General features: G+C 65.2%; 12 protein-coding genes. 6 read left to right on the top strand and 6 right to left on the bottom strand.

All coding sequences use genetic code 11. The annotated features are described in order from the left end of the window. Positions 1-19: 19 nt before the first annotated feature. The 3 genes from BLR91_RS02370 to BLR91_RS02360 form a co-directional block, all read right to left on the bottom strand. Positions 20-919 (bottom strand): ABC transporter permease, encoded by a 900-nt coding sequence (locus BLR91_RS02370; RefSeq protein ID WP_089877417.1) that lies wholly within the window; start codon positions 917-919, stop codon positions 20-22. 14 nt (positions 920-933) lie between these two features. Further along, entirely contained in the window at positions 934-1,947 is a 1,014-nt protein-coding gene (locus BLR91_RS02365; protein WP_089877421.1) for an ABC transporter permease, read from the bottom strand. Positions 1,948-2,015: 68 nt separating this feature from the next. Next, positions 2,016-3,611, bottom strand: a complete 1,596-nt coding sequence (locus BLR91_RS02360) for an ABC transporter substrate-binding protein (RefSeq protein ID WP_089877424.1) — start codon at positions 3,609-3,611, stop codon at positions 2,016-2,018. Positions 3,612-3,623: 12 nt separating this feature from the next. On the opposite strand from BLR91_RS02360, the gene BLR91_RS02355 reads away from it, so the two are divergent. From BLR91_RS02355 to BLR91_RS02345, 3 genes are all read left to right on the top strand, one after another. Continuing rightward, entirely contained in the window at positions 3,624-4,613 is a 990-nt protein-coding gene (locus BLR91_RS02355) for a LysR family transcriptional regulator (protein ID WP_157694682.1), read from the top strand. Between the two features lie 102 nt (positions 4,614-4,715). Further along, complete coding sequence (locus tag BLR91_RS02350) at positions 4,716-6,545, top strand: hypothetical protein (protein WP_089877431.1); 1,830 nt, start codon at positions 4,716-4,718, stop codon at positions 6,543-6,545. A 143-nt stretch (positions 6,546-6,688) separates the two neighbouring features. After that, positions 6,689-8,077: an APC family permease gene (locus tag BLR91_RS02345; RefSeq protein WP_197674306.1), complete on the top strand. Its 1,389-nt coding sequence runs from the start codon at positions 6,689-6,691 to the stop codon at positions 8,075-8,077. Between the two features lie 15 nt (positions 8,078-8,092). Here BLR91_RS02345 and BLR91_RS02340 read toward each other — a convergent pair whose 3' ends face one another. The 3 genes from BLR91_RS02340 to BLR91_RS02330 all read right to left on the bottom strand — a co-directional run bounded on the left by BLR91_RS02340 (position 8,093) and on the right by BLR91_RS02330 (position 12,137). Beyond that, positions 8,093-9,364 carry a Glu/Leu/Phe/Val family dehydrogenase gene (locus BLR91_RS02340; RefSeq protein ID WP_089877434.1) on the bottom strand — a complete coding sequence of 424 codons (1,272 nt, stop codon included), beginning with the start codon at positions 9,362-9,364 and terminating at the stop codon, positions 8,093-8,095. A 219-nt stretch (positions 9,365-9,583) separates the two neighbouring features. After that, positions 9,584-10,828 carry an acyl-CoA dehydrogenase family protein gene (locus BLR91_RS02335; protein ID WP_089877437.1) on the bottom strand — a complete coding sequence of 415 codons (1,245 nt, stop codon included), beginning with the start codon at positions 10,826-10,828 and terminating at the stop codon, positions 9,584-9,586. 229 nt (positions 10,829-11,057) lie between these two features. Beyond that, entirely contained in the window at positions 11,058-12,137 is a 1,080-nt protein-coding gene (locus BLR91_RS02330) for an ROK family transcriptional regulator (RefSeq protein ID WP_157694683.1), read from the bottom strand. A 104-nt stretch (positions 12,138-12,241) separates the two neighbouring features. Between BLR91_RS02330 and BLR91_RS02325 the strand changes: the two genes are divergently transcribed. Genes BLR91_RS02325 through BLR91_RS02315 form a run of 3 tightly spaced genes read left to right on the top strand, consistent with a single transcriptional unit; the run spans position 12,242 to position 14,929 of the window. Then, complete coding sequence (locus BLR91_RS02325; protein WP_089877443.1) at positions 12,242-13,273, top strand: iron-containing alcohol dehydrogenase; 1,032 nt, start codon at positions 12,242-12,244, stop codon at positions 13,271-13,273. Further along, positions 13,266-14,174, top strand: coding sequence for an ROK family protein (locus tag BLR91_RS02320; RefSeq protein ID WP_089877446.1), 909 nt, complete (start codon positions 13,266-13,268; stop codon positions 14,172-14,174). The genes BLR91_RS02325 and BLR91_RS02320 overlap by 8 nt, the downstream gene beginning before the upstream one ends. Further along, complete coding sequence (locus BLR91_RS02315; RefSeq protein WP_089877449.1) at positions 14,165-14,929, top strand: glucosamine-6-phosphate deaminase; 765 nt, start codon at positions 14,165-14,167, stop codon at positions 14,927-14,929. Before BLR91_RS02320 ends, BLR91_RS02315 begins: the two co-directional genes overlap by 10 nt. Positions 14,930-14,947: the final 18 nt, after the last annotated feature.

Below are 14,947 nucleotides of genomic sequence, written 5' to 3'. Positions count from 1 at the left end.
GCTTCGCTGATCGTTCCACTCATCGCTTCACCTGCCGAGGGTCGAAAAGGTCGCGCAGCGCATCGCCGATCAGATTGAAGCCCAGGACCGTGGCAAAGATCGCGAGGCCGGGGAACGTAGAGATCCACCAGTACGTGAAGATCTGCCCGCGCCCTTCGGCCACCATGAGGCCCCAGTCCGGAGATGGCGGCTGCGCGCCGAGGCCGAGAAAGGCCAGCGACCCGGCGGCGAGCACGACGGCGCCGATGTCGACGGTCGCCTGAACCAGCACCGGTGTCATGCAGTTGCGCAGGATATGGACGCTGACGAGGCGCCAGGCCGGGACACCGATTGCTCGCGCGGCTTCTACGAACGGACGATCGCGAAGGGAGCGTGCCTCCGCCCGTACGAGTCGGGCATACCAGGGCCACCAGGCGATGGCGAGCGCGAGGCCGGCGTTGAACAGGCTGGGGCCGAGGATGGCGACGGTCACCATCGCAAGCAGCAGCGGCGGGAATGCCTGGAACACCTCGGTGACGCGCATCAGAACGTCGTCAAGCCAGCCCCCGCGGTAGCCGGCGATGGCGCCGAGAGGGATGCCGATCACCGCGGCGATGAACACGACCACGAGCGAGATGACGAGTGCGGGTCGCGCGCCCATGATGATACGGCTGAGCACATCGCGGCCGAGCTGATCCGTGCCGAGGACGTGAGTGACGCTGGGGGCGAGGTTGCGGGTGGCGACACTGGTCTCGCCGAGACCCTGGGCCGGAAAGGGCGCTATCCACTGGCCGAACACAGCCAAGATGATCACGAGAAGGACGATAGCGAGGCCGGCCGCAGCAAGCCAGTCGGTGCGGAGCACCCGGATCAAGCGGCTCAGCCCGGTATCACGTGCGGAGAAGGCGGCCGGGCGGAGTGCCGCCGTGGCGCTGGTCATGGTCGGGGTAACAGTCATGACGCCCTCACTCTCGGGTCGAGTCGGGCTTGCACGAGATCCACGGCGAGGTTGGCAACGAGGTACCCGAACGCGCCAAGCAAGGTGATCGCCATGATCGACGGATAGTCGACAGACAGCATCGCGGTGCTGGCGAACTGCCCGATTCCGGGCCAGTTGAAGACCACCTCGACGAAGAACGTAGCGGTCAGCGCGTACGCCGCAGCGAGCCCGATGATCGTCATCGACGGCGGCAAGGCGTTCTTCAAAGCCAGCCGCCAGCGCACCATGAATGAGCGCACACCGTACGCGTTGGCCGTGAACACGTAGTCCTGACCGAGGACCTCGAGCATCGATGCGCGTGTCATCCGTGCGATGAGGCCGAGAGGGTAGGCGGCGAGAGTCAGCGCCGGCAGGATGAGGTGCGTCATCCCGTCGCCCCAGGCCACGAAGTTGCCCGTGACGAGACTGTCGAAGAGAGGGAAGCCAGTGACGTTCGCGATCGGGTGCAGGTACTGCGTTTGAGTCGAGAAAGCGCCGGTCGCCGGGAGGTGCAGCTGGCCCACGAAGAGGACCTGGAGCAGCAGTCCGAGCCAGAAGGCCGGCATCGAGACACCGCCGATGGAGAGGATGCGGATGGCGCCGTCGGCGATTCCGCCGGGGCGCTTGGAGGCGATCACGCCGAGCACGATGCCGAAGACCGTTGCGAAGAGCATGGCGGCGAACAGCAGCTCGAGGGTGGCCGGCAGCCGCGTCGCGAGCTCCAGGAGCACGGGGCGCTTGGTCGAGAGCGAGTCGCCCCAGTTCCCGGTGATGAGGCCCCAGAGGTAGTCCAGGTATTGGATGGGCAGGGGGCGGTCGAAGCCGAGGCGGATGCGGATGCGGGCGAGCTCCGCGGGCGGAGCCTTGGGGCCGGCGTAGACGACAGCCGGGTCGGACGGGATGACGCGGGAGAGGATGAATACCACAAGCGTGATCACGAGGAGCACGAGCAGCGCAGATCCGACTCGGCGGGCGATGAGCCGTGTCATGGGAGCACCTCCTTCAAGGGGTAGGCCACGCTGGGGCGGGACGTGCCCGCCCCGGCGTTTCGTTTTGATTAGACGGCCGGCGCAATCGGCGCGAAGAAGGTCGTGAAGGGGTAGTTCTCGTTGAACTTCTGGAACTTCAGGTCCTTGGGCATGATGGTGACCGATTGTGCGTCGAACAGGAACAAGCCAGGTGCCTGTTCGACGAGCAGGTCCATGGCCTTCTCGTACGTCGCCTGGGCCGCGGCGCGGTCGCTTCCGGTGAGGGTGCCGGCTTTGTCGATCAGCGCGTCGTACTCGGCGTTCTTCCAGTAGCTGAGGTTGAAGAACGGCTTCTCCGACGAGTGGAACAGGGAGTTCAGGTTGTCGGACCCGGCGTCACTGTATGTGGGCCAGTAGTTGACGACGAAGATGTCCTGGGCGTTCGCCGGGTCCGCTTTCGCTTTCTCCCACTGCTGGTTGAACAGCTCAGCGGTGACGTTCAGGGTGACGCCGATCTTGGCGAAGGCATCCTTGATGAGCGGCACGAAACGTGTCTCGGCAGGGTTCTCCGACGCGTACGTCAGGTTCAGGGTCAGCCCGTTGGCGTGCCCGGATTCGGCGAGGAGCGACTTCGCCTTCTCGAGGTCCTGCTTGTACTGCGGGACCTTTTCGCTGTACGGGAAGATACCCTTCGGTACGGGCCCGTGCGACTGGGTACCGTAGCCCTGCACGCCGACATCGATGAGGTCCTTGTACGGCACCGCGTAGCTGAGCGCCTGTCGAACCTTCGGATCGTTCAGCGGGGCACGGAGCGTGTTGAAGTAGGCCAGGTAGTTGAATGGCGAGTTCGCCGCGCGCACTTCTCCACCCATCTGCTTTGCGACGGAGTCGACGTTCTCCAGCGGAATGGTTGTGGCGAAGTCCACTTCCTTCGCCGTGAGCATTTGCTGGGCAGTCACAGCGTCCGGGGTGATCGAGATGTCCACGATCTTGTAGTGCGGGGCGTTCTTCGTGTTCCAGTACTTGTTGTAGGCCTGGAGCACGACTTTCTTGCCCGGTTCGTAGTCCTTCAGCGTGAACGGACCGGTGCCCGCCTCGATGCCCTTCTCGAAGTACTTGTCGTTCGAGGCGGATGCCTTGAGAGCCTTGGGCGCAACGATCCAAGCGCCGTATGTGGAGGCCGCCACCAGGTCCATGGGTGCCGAGTACTTCAGCTTCATGACAACGGTCGAGGCGTCCGTTGCCGTGACGGAATCCAGCGGGGCCCAGATGAAGGCGGCTCCGGCTCGCTTGCGGGCGGCCTCGATGCTCCCCACGACCGCGTCCGCGTCGACCTTCTCGCCATCGTGGAAGGTGACGCCTTTCCGGATGTGGAAGGTCCAGGTCAGGCCATCCGCGCTGGTCTCCCACTTCTCGGCGATGGCAGGCGTGAATGCCTTCGCTGAGCCCTCTGGGTTCTTCCAGAGCAGAGGCTCGTAGAGGTTTCCCATGTAGAGAGCCTCCGTCGAGAAGGATGCAACGGGGTCCCACGTGGTGACGGCAGCGGAAGCCGCGACGGTGAGCACACCGCCGTCAGCACTGGTGCCGCTCGATGAGGGAGAGCAACCCGAGAGGGCTGCGAGACTGAGCGCGGCCGCGATGCCCAGGGCAGCGATTCTGGCGCGTTTGTTTCGGGTGACGTCCATGTGCACCTCACTGTGAAGACGTTCCGCCGGGTGCGGAGTAGGGACAGTGTATGGACACGGAAGCGAGACTCGCCAATACTTGATTATCACTTGATCGATGCTTCGGAGGTATTGATGGACCTACGCCTGCTTCGTTATTTCGTGGCGGTGTGCGAGTTCGGCACGGTGCACGCCGCTGCGGACGAGTTGCGTGTGGCGCAGCCTTCGCTGAGCCGACAGATCCGGGGGCTGGAACGCGATCTCGGCTTCACATTGTTCGAGCGGGTGCCGCGCGGGGTGATCCTCACGGCGGCCGGCCAGGCGTTCCTTCCGATCGCGCGCGATCTTCTGGCTCACGCCGCCCGCGCATCCTCCACGGCGAAGGCGATCGCCGCCGGAAGCGGAGCGGGCCTCACTGTCGCATCGGCTACCACGACGGTGACAGACATCATCGCGCCGTTCATTGTCTCCCAAGGCGCGCGAGGCGCCATCCAGAATGTCGTGGAGTCGCTGCCTCAGGACGTATACGACGTACTCGCCGGAGGAGACGCGGATTTCGCGGTCGGCACTCGAGTGCCACCAGCAGAGTTCCGCTCAGAGGTCGTTGGGTACGCCTACCTCTGGGCACAGATGCACCCGGAGCATCCACTCGCGGACATGCCGAACGTGCCGCTCGAACTGCTCGTCCAGGAGCCGCTCATCGTGATGAGCCGCGCGCACGGTGTGCGTCAGATGTTCGACAACGCGGTCACGAGCGCCGGATTGTCGTACACGCCGGCCATTGAGACGACCTCGCTCTCCCTCGCCCTCGCCCTCGCAGCGGCCGGCCGCGGTGTCTGCATCCTGTCGGACGATTCCCGCTACGGATTGCACACCGCCCCGATCCGCACTGCCGACGGTGATCTCGCCATCACTCTCTACGGCGTCTGGGATGACAAGCACTACGCCGGCGCCCGCATCCAGCACTGCCTCTCCGACCTCGGCGCCTTCGTCGCCGAGCTCTATCCGCAGAGCCGGCACTGACTCTGATGCCGCGAAAGCATCGACGAGAGAGAGTACAGGTCTTGGACGCGCATCCCCTCCACCGCCCATGCTGAGGCCCACACATCGATCGAGGAGGATCACATGCGTGTGCGTCAACTTGTCGCCGGCCTGGCGGCGATCGTCATCGGGTCAAGTCTTGTGATCGCGACAGGCGCGACAGCAGCGGAAGCGCGGGGGTTCGGTGACCTGCGCGGGAACGGCGCCGTCTCCCGCACGGTGCTCACAGCGGCGCAACTGCAGAGTGGTGACGCCGCGGGGACGGTCGCAAGCAGCGCATTCGGGCTGCCGGCTGGTGCGGCGAACCCCCGGAACTCCTTCGAGGGCACACTGACCGTCTCGCACGCGGGAGAGGTCGGTGGCTTCAGCGCGATCAGGGATCCCTATGATTACTCGTCGATCGCCGCCGTGAAGCATCTTCCCGACTTCTCCGCCGCCCTCGTGCAAAAGGGAAGCTACCTGATTCCGGCTGAGCGCGGAGTGCGGATCACCGGGAACGACGCATGGAACATCGCCCTCGGCGTCGGCCGGGCCTGGCAGGAGAACGGCGACGGCAGACTGACCCGGGCCGCCCTCCCGTTCTCCCTCATCGAGCGCAACGCGAACTGCGTGCACAACGGGCTGATCACCTTCCTTTTCTCACGCAACCAGACCTCCCTCCTGCGGTACCAGATCACGAGCGAGACCTGCGAGTATTTCCAGTTCGACATGTGGGGGCAACTGCCCGCCACTGTCACCCAGGGGAAGGTCGCGAACGCGCAGCGAATCCGCGCCGGGTTCGCCGCCGAGCTCGCTGCGCGCATCCCCACGCGACCCATCGCGCAGCTCGCGACGGACTACCCTGCCGTGGGGATCGACACCTCGGCATTCGGCGCAGGCATCACCCTATCGGCGCGCACGACGCTCGGTTTCGTCTACGGCGGCGTGAACTACGTCGGCGACTGCCCGACCAGGCAAGGCCCGCACCCGTTCTGCAGCGAGGTCCTGATGCCCTCCTACTCCACAGCCAAGACTGCGTTCGGCACTCTGGCGCTACTGCGGCTGGCCCAGAAGTACGGACCGTCGGTCGCAGACGAGTTGATCACCGCGCTGATTCCACAGGCGGCGGGAATGCCCGCGTGGAAGGGTGTCACGATCCGGGATGCGGTCGACATGGCGACCGGAAACTACACCTCCGCCGGCTACGAAGTCGATGAGGGCGGAAGCACCATGAGCGCATTCTTCGCCGCCGAGAGCGAGACGCAGAAAACCGCGACAGCGCTGTCCTACCCCCGCTCGGCCACGCCAGGAACAACGTGGGTCTACCACACGTCCGACTCATACCTCGCCGTGCAGGCCATGAACGCCCTGCTTCGCCAGCACGAGGGTCCCCGTGCCGACATCTTCAGCATGCTGTGCAACGAAGTACTGATCCCGGCCGGCGTCGGCCCGGACTCCCTCACCACCTTGCGCACAGACAACTCGCCGACGGGAGCACCGTTCGGCGGGTACGGAATGTTCTGGACCCAGGATTCGATCGCGAAAGTCGCCAGGCTCATGGGCCCACAGCACGGGGCCGTCCATGGCGTTCAGCTGCTCCACCCCGGGCTCCTTGATGCGGCGCTGCAGCGCAACCCCGCCGATCGCGGGCTGCCGGTAACCGGGAGCACTGTCCTGCGGTACAACGCTGGCGTCTGGGCGAAGGACTACAGCTCCGTGAACGACCCCGCCTTCACGACGCCGTTCACCGTCCCGTTCATGTCGGGCTTCGGCGGTATCACGGTAGCAATGATGCCGAACGGCTCAACGTACTACGTCTTCAGCGACAACGATGAGTTCGTGTGGGCCTCCGCGGTCTCTCAATCTGCGAAGCTCGCCCCGATGACGGGAGGCGGCACCGCGACCCCCAGCCCACCCGCTTCAGGACACCACTGACGAGCGCATCCGATACCTCGGAGGCATTGCGGCGACGCACTTCGAATCTTTGACGGGCATCAACCGACGGTCGATACTGAGGAGCACCCATCGATCGAGGAGGATCCCATGCGTGCCCGCTACTGTGTCGCCGGAGGCGCGAAATGAGTCAGCGCGAGGGCCACCTCGAGAAGCGACTCGGGCTGCCATCGGTTGTCGCATTCGGCCTGGCCTACATGGCACCGAGCCTGGTGATGGTGATCTTCGGTGTCATCGCCGTCGCCAGCGCCGGAACCGCCCCGACCGCCTTCCTGATCGCCACGTTGGCCATGCTTTTGACGGCCATCAGCTACTCCAAACTCTCCAAGCATTACCCGGTGTCCGGCTCCGCCTACTTCTACGCACGCCGGCTCCTGAACTCCCCCATCGGATTCCTGGTCGGCTGGAGCATCCTGCTGGACTATCTTTTCCTGCCGATGGTGGCCTGGCTGGTGCAATCGGTCTACCTCAACGCCCAGTTCCCGGAGATCCCGGTGTGGGCATGGATGCTCATCAACGCCGGTCTCACCACCGCCATCAACATCATCGGACTCGTCCTCAGCGACCGCGTCAATATGGTGCTCACTGCGTTCTCCGTCTTCCTGGTGCTGCTGTTTGTGGCGTACTGTCTGGTCTTTCTGGTGCACCATCCCGCTCACGACTACATCACCCCCGTCTGGAACAGCCAGACCAGCCTCGGCGGAGTGACCGCGGCCGCCGCGATCGCCGCATACTCATACCTGGGATTCGACGCGGTCACAACGTTGTCGGAAGAGACCAAGGACGCATCCAAAACGATCCCCCGCGCCGTCATCCTGGTGATCGTGATCGGAGGGCTGCTGTTCGTCAGCGTCGCCTACGTCATGCAGCTGGTCCACCCCGGCTTCAACTTTGGCGGACCGGGCGACGAGCAAGTGGGCGGCTACATCCTTTCCACGAAGGTCGGCGGGCAGACCTTCGCCGACTGGACCAACCTGGCCGGCGTCGTCGCCGGGTTCGCGTCGGGACTCGCCGTGCAGCTCAGCTCCAGCAGACTGCTCTACTTCATGGGACGCGACGGCGTGCTGTCCAAACGACTGTTCGGCTGGGTCAGCCCCGTCACCAAGACACCGATTTGGGCGATCGCGTTCACGGGACTGATGTGCGTCGTCGGCATGTTCCTGACCACCGACATCGCCTACTCCTTCATCAACTTCGGCGCCTTCACCGGTTTCACCGTCGTGAACATCTGCGTGATCGCGTTCTACGTCCGCAAACGAAAGACCACACCGCTCGGCGTTGTCGGGTACGTGATCCTCCCCGCCGTGGGCGCCTGCGTCACCCTTTACATGCTCACCCGACTGAGCCCGACCGCACTGATCATCGGGTCCACCTGGCTGGCCGCAGGTTTCCTATGGCTCCTCTGGCTCACCCGCGGGTTCCGGCGCCCCACGCCCGCGATGTCGGTCGATGAGGCAGGCGGCGAGATCGAGGACATCCGCACGCGGCCCGTCAGAGCCGTCGAATTGGAGTAGCGAGGACTCAGGCCCTCACGGGTACATGCCACGAAGACGGTGTGCTTCGGCGACCCGCTCGACGGCGAGCGCGGTCGCGGCTTCGCGCAAGGTCAGCCGGCGCTTATCGGAATAGTCGAGGACATTGCGCCAGGTCGAGAGCATCCGCGAACGCAGCCGGGATTCGACTTCTTCCACTCCCCACCAGTAGGCCTGGTTGGCCTGTACCCACTCGAAGTAGGAGACGATCACCCCGCCGGAGTTGGCGAGAATGTCGGGGACGACCAACTGGTCGTTGGCGAGGAAGATCCGGTCCGCGGCCGTGGTGGTCGGCCCATTCGCTCCTTCGACGATGACGCGGGCGGTGATCCGTGGTGCGTTCTCGGCGGTGAGCACACCTTCGACTGCGGCAGGGATCAAGAGGTCGACGTGCAGTTCGAGCGCGGCGGCGGCGTCGATCGGCTCGGAACCGGCGAAGCCGACCACGGATCCGGTGGCGTCCACATGTGCGCCGAGGCGGTCCGGATCGATCCCGCCTGCGTTGTAGATGGCACCGTATTGGTCGGCTATCGCCACCACCCGCGCCCCCGCTTCGGTCAGGAACCGGGTTGCGTCGCGGCCGACCTTGCCGAAGCCTTGCACGACGGTAGTGGCACCGATGCAGGAGATACCGCGGTGCTGGAGGGCGGCGAGGGCCACGTGCGCCACACCGCGAGAGGTCGCGCTGGCACGGCCCAGGGAGCCGCCGAGGGCCAGCGGCTTGCCCGTCACCACGCCGGGAACCGTGTATCCGGTGGCGACGGAGTAGGTGTCCATGATCCAGGCCATGGTCTTCTCCGACGTCCCGATATCGGGAGCCGGGATGTCGCGTTCCGGACCGATTATGGGGAGGATCTCGCTGGTGTAGCGCCGCGTGACGCGTTCGAGTTCGGCCTCGGAGTGGGCGCGCGGGTCGATGGTGATGCCGCCTTTTGCTCCGCCATACGGGATGTCGACGAGCGCGCACTTCCAGGTCATCCACATCGCGAGGGCGCGGACCTCATCGAGGGTGACATCGGGGCTGTAGCGAAGTCCGCCTTTCGCCGGCCCTCGTGAGAGGTTGTGCTGCACCCGGTGACCGGTGAAGACCCGGATGCTGCCGTCGTCGGTTCGCAGCGGAACTGACACGGTCATCTCGCGACGAGGCGTAGCCAACATGTCTCGAATACCGGAGTCGTACCCCAGACTGGCAATCGCGGCATCCAACTGGGAGGTTGCGTCAGCGAGCGGGTTGGCAGTGGTCCGTCGTGCGGTCTCCATCGAGAGCATCGCGGGTCCTCCTCAGGGGTCGGTTGCGTCTCACGGTAGGGTCGGGACACGCTCGACCGATTAGACACGTCGTCGACCCGGTACGCCCGAAACGTACATGGCGTCTAGCGGATGGTTGGGCCGAGTGGCGGCCCCTGCCTGGGCGAACACCCCGCCTCTACGACGAAACGGCGGCTGATGATCAGCCGCCGTTTCAGACTCCTCACCGCCCGTGCGACCTCACGTATACCAGGTGGGCTCAGGGATCTGGTGGAGGAGGACGTACTCGCCCACTTCACGCTTCTTGTATGCGATCGGATCGTGCAGGCTGTGCGTGCGAAGGTTGCGCCAGAAGATGTCCAACCCGACGGAACTCGCCGAGGCCCGGGCGCCGGCGAGCTCGTAAATCTTGGTGGCCACCTCCAGGCCATCGTCGACGATCCGCAGCTTCCCAGCTGCGATGCGCACCGCGACCTCACCACGGCGCCGCTCCGACAGGCCTTCTCGCGGCGCGTGCAGCAGGTCACTGATCTCCGCGCCCGCAACATCGAGCAGCGCCTCGTCGGCCCAGAGCTTCGACTGCAGCTCCCCGTACCCTTCGAGCAAGTACCACTCCTCGCCGGCCCGCTGTTTGTTATCGCCTCCATACGGCCACGGGCGGGTGGTGGAGCGCGTGTACGAGGAAGCGGCTTCTAGCGCTCCCTGCGCGATACCGAGGTAGAAGTTGGCGAAGACCAGCTGGATCGTGGGGACGTTGAGGGTGTTGTAGACCAGCGGCTGGAACTCCCCCTCGACGAACCCGGCCGCGGCCGTCCAGGGCACTCGCACATCCCTGATCTCCACGGACCCGGATTCGGTGAGCCGCTGTCCCAGGCTGTCCCAGTCGCCGGCGAAGACGATGCCCTCCTGTGCCGTTGGGACGATGGCGAAGATGTGCGTTTCCGTGCCTTCGAGGACCCCTTCGAGCACCGTGAGGTCCGAGATCTGACCGCCGGTCGAGAACGACTTCCGTCCCGAGTAGACGAGTTCATCGCCGTCTTCGCGGATGGTGAGGTCAGAGTCCCGGGGATTGACCGCACCGCCGAAGACGAAGTTGTTCGTCGTGTAGAGCTCCTCGACGGCGGCGATCTGCTCCTCGGTGGCGACCAGGCGTGCGGCCCAGGCCCAGAGATAGTGGTAGCCGAGCACCTGGCCGATCGAACCGTCGCCGCGGGCTACAGCTCTGATGACCTTGTACGCGGTGTCCCAGTTCTCCCCGGCGCCACCGTGCTCACGGGGGCCGAGGAGGGTGACGAGCCCGGACTCCTTGAGGAGCTGCACCTCCGTGTAGGGGGTGGCATTGGCGCGGTCGCGCTCAAGGGCGTCGACAGACAGGATGTCAGCGACTTCCTGTGCCCTACGGATCCATCCCGCGCTGTCGTGAGGGCGTCCTTCGTCCCGCCAGCGTGGGGCCGGAGCTTCTATCGCCGGATTCGTGATCGTCATGGCCTTGCCTTTCGGTCGCGCCATCGCCTGACCGTCGGAGCCCGTCGCTCCCAGGACAAGCAACCCCGTTGGGCGACTTGTCCTTGTATCAGGTGGCTGAGCGCTGACTATCCCGGCGCCCGGCACCTTCGGTCGAGCGAGCGCTGCGGAATGTGACCTCCGAATGGAAGGCCGGCAGTCGGAATCGCTCGGGCGCGCACGTCCATTGGGCGCCGTCGCCGTCGCCCAATCACCCCAGAACGGTATTCAAGAGATGCAACCGCGCGTCGGCCACCGCCCCGATAAGCACAGCGTCCGTGCCCAGCGGAGACGCCTCGATTCTGACTTCGAAGGGCACGATCGCGCGGACAGCCGAGCGGACACCCTCGATCAACCCGGGAGACGCCGCACGCGCCCCGCCAAGTACGACCAGTTCAGGGTCCAGAATCGCGTGAACGCTGAGGATCGTGCGCGCAAGCAGGGGAATGAGCTCGGCGTTGCTCCGCACGTCGGCGTTTGCTACGGCAACTTCCAGCGCACCGCGCTCATGCACTTCCGGGTCGTGTAAGTCCGCACCGATTGGCAGGTACGCGATCTCGCCGGCGAATCCGCGTGCGCCGCGCAGAATGTGCCCATCGCTGACGATACCCATACCGACCCCGGCCGCGAGGTAGACCGCCGCATAGTTCTTCGACGGGAACGCCGCCCCGCGCCACCCTTCCCCCAGGGCGGCAAGGTTGGCATCGTTCTCGATGGCGATCTCGACTTCGTCTCCCAGTTGCAGCCGACGAGTCAGTTGCAGCCCTTCCAGCGAGGGAACCGTCGGGGAAAGCGCGATGGCTGCGCCTGAATCGGTCAACGAGCCAGGCACCGCAAGCGTCAGCGTCTTGACGTCTTCCGCCCGGGAGCCAGCTCGGGTGTGCACCTCGGAGAACACGTTGCGCACCACATCGACGAGGTCGTTCCGGTCGGTCGGCGTAGGAAGCGCGACGGGTTCGATGCTGCGATTCCCGGTGATGTCAGTAAGCGCGCCACGCACGAACGACGCACCAATCTCAATCCCCAGCGCGAGACCAATTCCGTCCGAGAAGTGGAAGGTCTGACGTTCTCGGCCTTCGATGAGTTCGGTCGCGGTCCTGAGGTGACCCTGCTCGGCCAGGTTCTCCAGAAGGGCTCCGGCGGTCGGTTTTGAAAGGCCGGTTGACGCTGCAATCGCCGCTCTGCTCGAAGGTCCCGAATCGTAGATGGCGCGAAGCACCGCGCGTTCGTTGTGTCGACGCACAATTTCGTGGCGCCCCTGATGCCCCAGTTTGATTGCTTCGTCGCTCACCTCACAATCTTCCCGCATTCCGATCACGTTAATAGTATTGACTTGCTCCGTTCGATGATGCACACTCTCAGATACTCGATAGGACGGAGGCGCACGTGCGCGAAATGAACACGATCTTCGGGCGAGGACTCATCGGAGAGCTCCCCAAGATCGCAAACGGACCCCTGGTGGTCGTCTCCATGCCGGATCTCACGCACCTCTACCGTGACGTCGCCGGATTCGAGGGGGCGATGGAGCTGTCGGCCGGTCTCGACCGCACGCACCTGGAGGAGCTCGTCGGCCGCGTCCGGGACGCCGGGACCATCATCGGTATCGGCGGAGGACAGGCGATTGACACGGCCAAATACCTGGCCTGGCGTAGCGGCAAGCCGCTGTTCCAGGTGCCGACGGCGTTGAGCGTCAACGCACCGTGGGGCCACCGAAGTGCGGTGCGCACAGGGGGCATCGTCTCGTACGTGGGCTGGGCTGTGCCCGAGGCGATCTTCGTCGATTTCGACCTGATTCGGTCGGCGCCAGCCCTTCTGTCCCGCTCCGGCGCCGCGGACGTGCTGTGCTACCACACGGCGCTCTGGGACTGGAAGTTCGCTGCCTCGGAAGGCACGGTCGAGGCCCAGTGGCCCTATGACGAGCGGCTGGCTGCGGCATCACGCGAGGCCTATGAGCGCATCGTTGACAATGCCCAGGCGATCCACGATCTCACCGACGACGGCATCCGGCACCTGGTCGTCTCGCTCAGCTACGGCGGGAGCGCGTTTGCGAACGCCGGATGGAATCCTCGTCACATCGAGGGCGCCGATCACTTCCTCTTCTACGCACTCGAGTACGTCACCGGGAAATCCTTCCTGCACGGTCAGGCTGTCGGCCTCGGCATCTTGATCGCGAGCGCCCTGCAGGACAACGAACCGGACAGGATCCGAGGTGTTCTCGACACCCTCGAGGTGCCCTATCGTCCCGCTGACATGGGTGTGACCTGGGAAGACGTGGACCGCGCATTCGACGCCGTACCCGAAGTCATCCAGCGCAGTGGACTCTGGTACACGGTCCTCTCGGCTCGCGAGCTCACGCCGGGATTCCGCAACGCCATTCGTACGTGGATCCAGTCAGAGCCGGGAACACCGTGGTCCCGCGATGTCTGAGGTCAATCCGGTAGACCACACCGAGTGCGTTCTCGCGATCGACTTCGGCGGGACCAAGATCGATGTCGCCGTCGCGACACCCGCGGGCGTCCTGTTGCGCCGTGAGCGACACACGATCGATCACTCGGCGTCGGCGCAAGCGATCGTGGAGGACGCCTTCGCCCGCGCACTGCACCTGGCCGACTGGGCAACGCAGGAGTTCGGAGCAGCGGTTTCGGCAGCAGCCATCGCAAGCCCGGGCATCGTCCAGGAGCAGGGCATCGACCTCGCCCCGAACGTCGGCGGTTGGACGTCATTGCGTCTTCCTGAAACCGCCCGGCGCACACTTCAGCTTCCCTTCGTCATCGGAAACGATGTGAACTTCGCCACTCAGGCCGAGCTCACCTCGGGGGCACTTCGGGGAGTCCAGAACGGCGTATACCTCGGTCTCGGAACCGGAATCGGCGCCGGCCTCGTCGTCGGCGGCCGCCTCGTGAGAGGGCAGAACGGGATCGCAGGCGAGATCGGCTACATCCGGACCAGGTCAGGGTCGATCCTGGAGGACCAGATCGGCGGCAGAGCGATCGAAGCGTCCGCGGCGGCCGTAGCGGGCCGAGGAGTTCGAGCGAGCGACGTCTTCGAATCCGCAACAGGTCCCCTCGCCGCGGTGGCGGTGAGAGCGGTCGACGCGCTGACCGAGGTGATCGAGAACATCGTCTGGATGCTTGACCCAGAGCGAATCGTCGTCGGCGGCGGGGTCAGCTCAGCCCCATCGTTGATTCACGACCTGAAGCTCACGTTGTCCGGCCACCCCTACCCCGTGGACATCCGCGCTGGAGAATTCGTCCACGACGCGGTCGTGCGCGGGTTGGCCATCGCGGCAGGCGAGCTCGCCCTCCGAAAGGAACCATCATGGAGCTGATTGTCGCGGACGACCCCTCGGCTGTCGGGCGCATGGCAGCCGACGAAATCGCAAAGCACATGTCCGGGCGGCGGGAGTTCCGGCTCGGGGTCGCCACCGGATCCTCACCTCTGGCCACCTATGTCAGCCTCGCCGAGAACCACCGCACGCTCTTCGACAGTGTTGACATCAATGCTTTCGCCCTTGACGAGTACATCGGGCTCCCGCAGGGTTCTCCCGCGACCTATCGTCAGACCCTCCTTCAGACCCTCGCCCGTCCGCTCGGGCTTCCCGACGGAGCGCTGCACACACCGGATGCCTGGGCGCCTGACCCACACGCGGCAGCCCGGCGCTACGACGAGCTGGTGAGAGACGCAGCAGTGGATCTGCAGCTCTTAGGGATCGGAGTAAACGGGCACATCGGTTTCAACGAACCCTTCAGCAGCCTGTCCAGCCGAACCCACGTCGCTGAGCTGACCGAACAGACCCGCCGTGACAATAGCCGATTCTTCCCCTCGCTGTCCGAGGTCCCCACCCACTGCATCACCCAAGGCGTCGGCACGATTCTGAACGCCGCCACCCTGCTGCTGGTCGCCCATGGCGCCGCGAAAGCTGATGCTCTCGCAGACGCCATACTCGGCCCAGTGACCTGGGCGTGCCCCGCCTCCGCCCTGCAACTCCACCCCGACGTGGTCATCATCGCGGACATCCAGGCGGCAATGAAGCTCATCAATGCCGGCCCTGCCGCCACCCCGCGGCAGCCTGCACGCGCCTGACCGAATCCCTCCCGCCCC

The organism is Leifsonia sp. 466MF, assembly GCF_900100265.1.
In the GTDB taxonomy this organism is placed as follows: Bacteria; Actinomycetota; Actinomycetes; order Actinomycetales; family Microbacteriaceae; genus Leifsonia.
This window is presented reverse-complemented; position numbering and strand designations above follow the sequence as displayed.

Coding starts and splice junctions, on each gene's coding strand:
- BLR91_RS02370 (WP_089877417.1), bottom strand. CDS start 919: ATGACCAGCGCCACGGCGGCACTCCGCCCGGCCGCCTTCTCCGCACGT.
- BLR91_RS02365 (WP_089877421.1), bottom strand. CDS start 1,947: ATGACACGGCTCATCGCCCGCCGAGTCGGATCTGCGCTGCTCGTGCTC.
- BLR91_RS02345 (WP_197674306.1), top strand. CDS start 6,689: ATGAGTCAGCGCGAGGGCCACCTCGAGAAGCGACTCGGGCTGCCATCG.
- BLR91_RS02325 (WP_089877443.1), top strand. CDS start 12,242: ATGAACACGATCTTCGGGCGAGGACTCATCGGAGAGCTCCCCAAGATC.
- BLR91_RS02340 (WP_089877434.1), bottom strand. CDS start 9,364: ATGCTCTCGATGGAGACCGCACGACGGACCACTGCCAACCCGCTCGCT.
- BLR91_RS02335 (WP_089877437.1), bottom strand. CDS start 10,828: ATGACGATCACGAATCCGGCGATAGAAGCTCCGGCCCCACGCTGGCGG.
- BLR91_RS02315 (WP_089877449.1), top strand. CDS start 14,165: ATGGAGCTGATTGTCGCGGACGACCCCTCGGCTGTCGGGCGCATGGCA.
- BLR91_RS02350 (WP_089877431.1), top strand. CDS start 4,716: ATGCGTGTGCGTCAACTTGTCGCCGGCCTGGCGGCGATCGTCATCGGG.
- BLR91_RS02320 (WP_089877446.1), top strand. CDS start 13,266: ATGTCTGAGGTCAATCCGGTAGACCACACCGAGTGCGTTCTCGCGATC.
- BLR91_RS02360 (WP_089877424.1), bottom strand. CDS start 3,611: ATGGACGTCACCCGAAACAAACGCGCCAGAATCGCTGCCCTGGGCATC.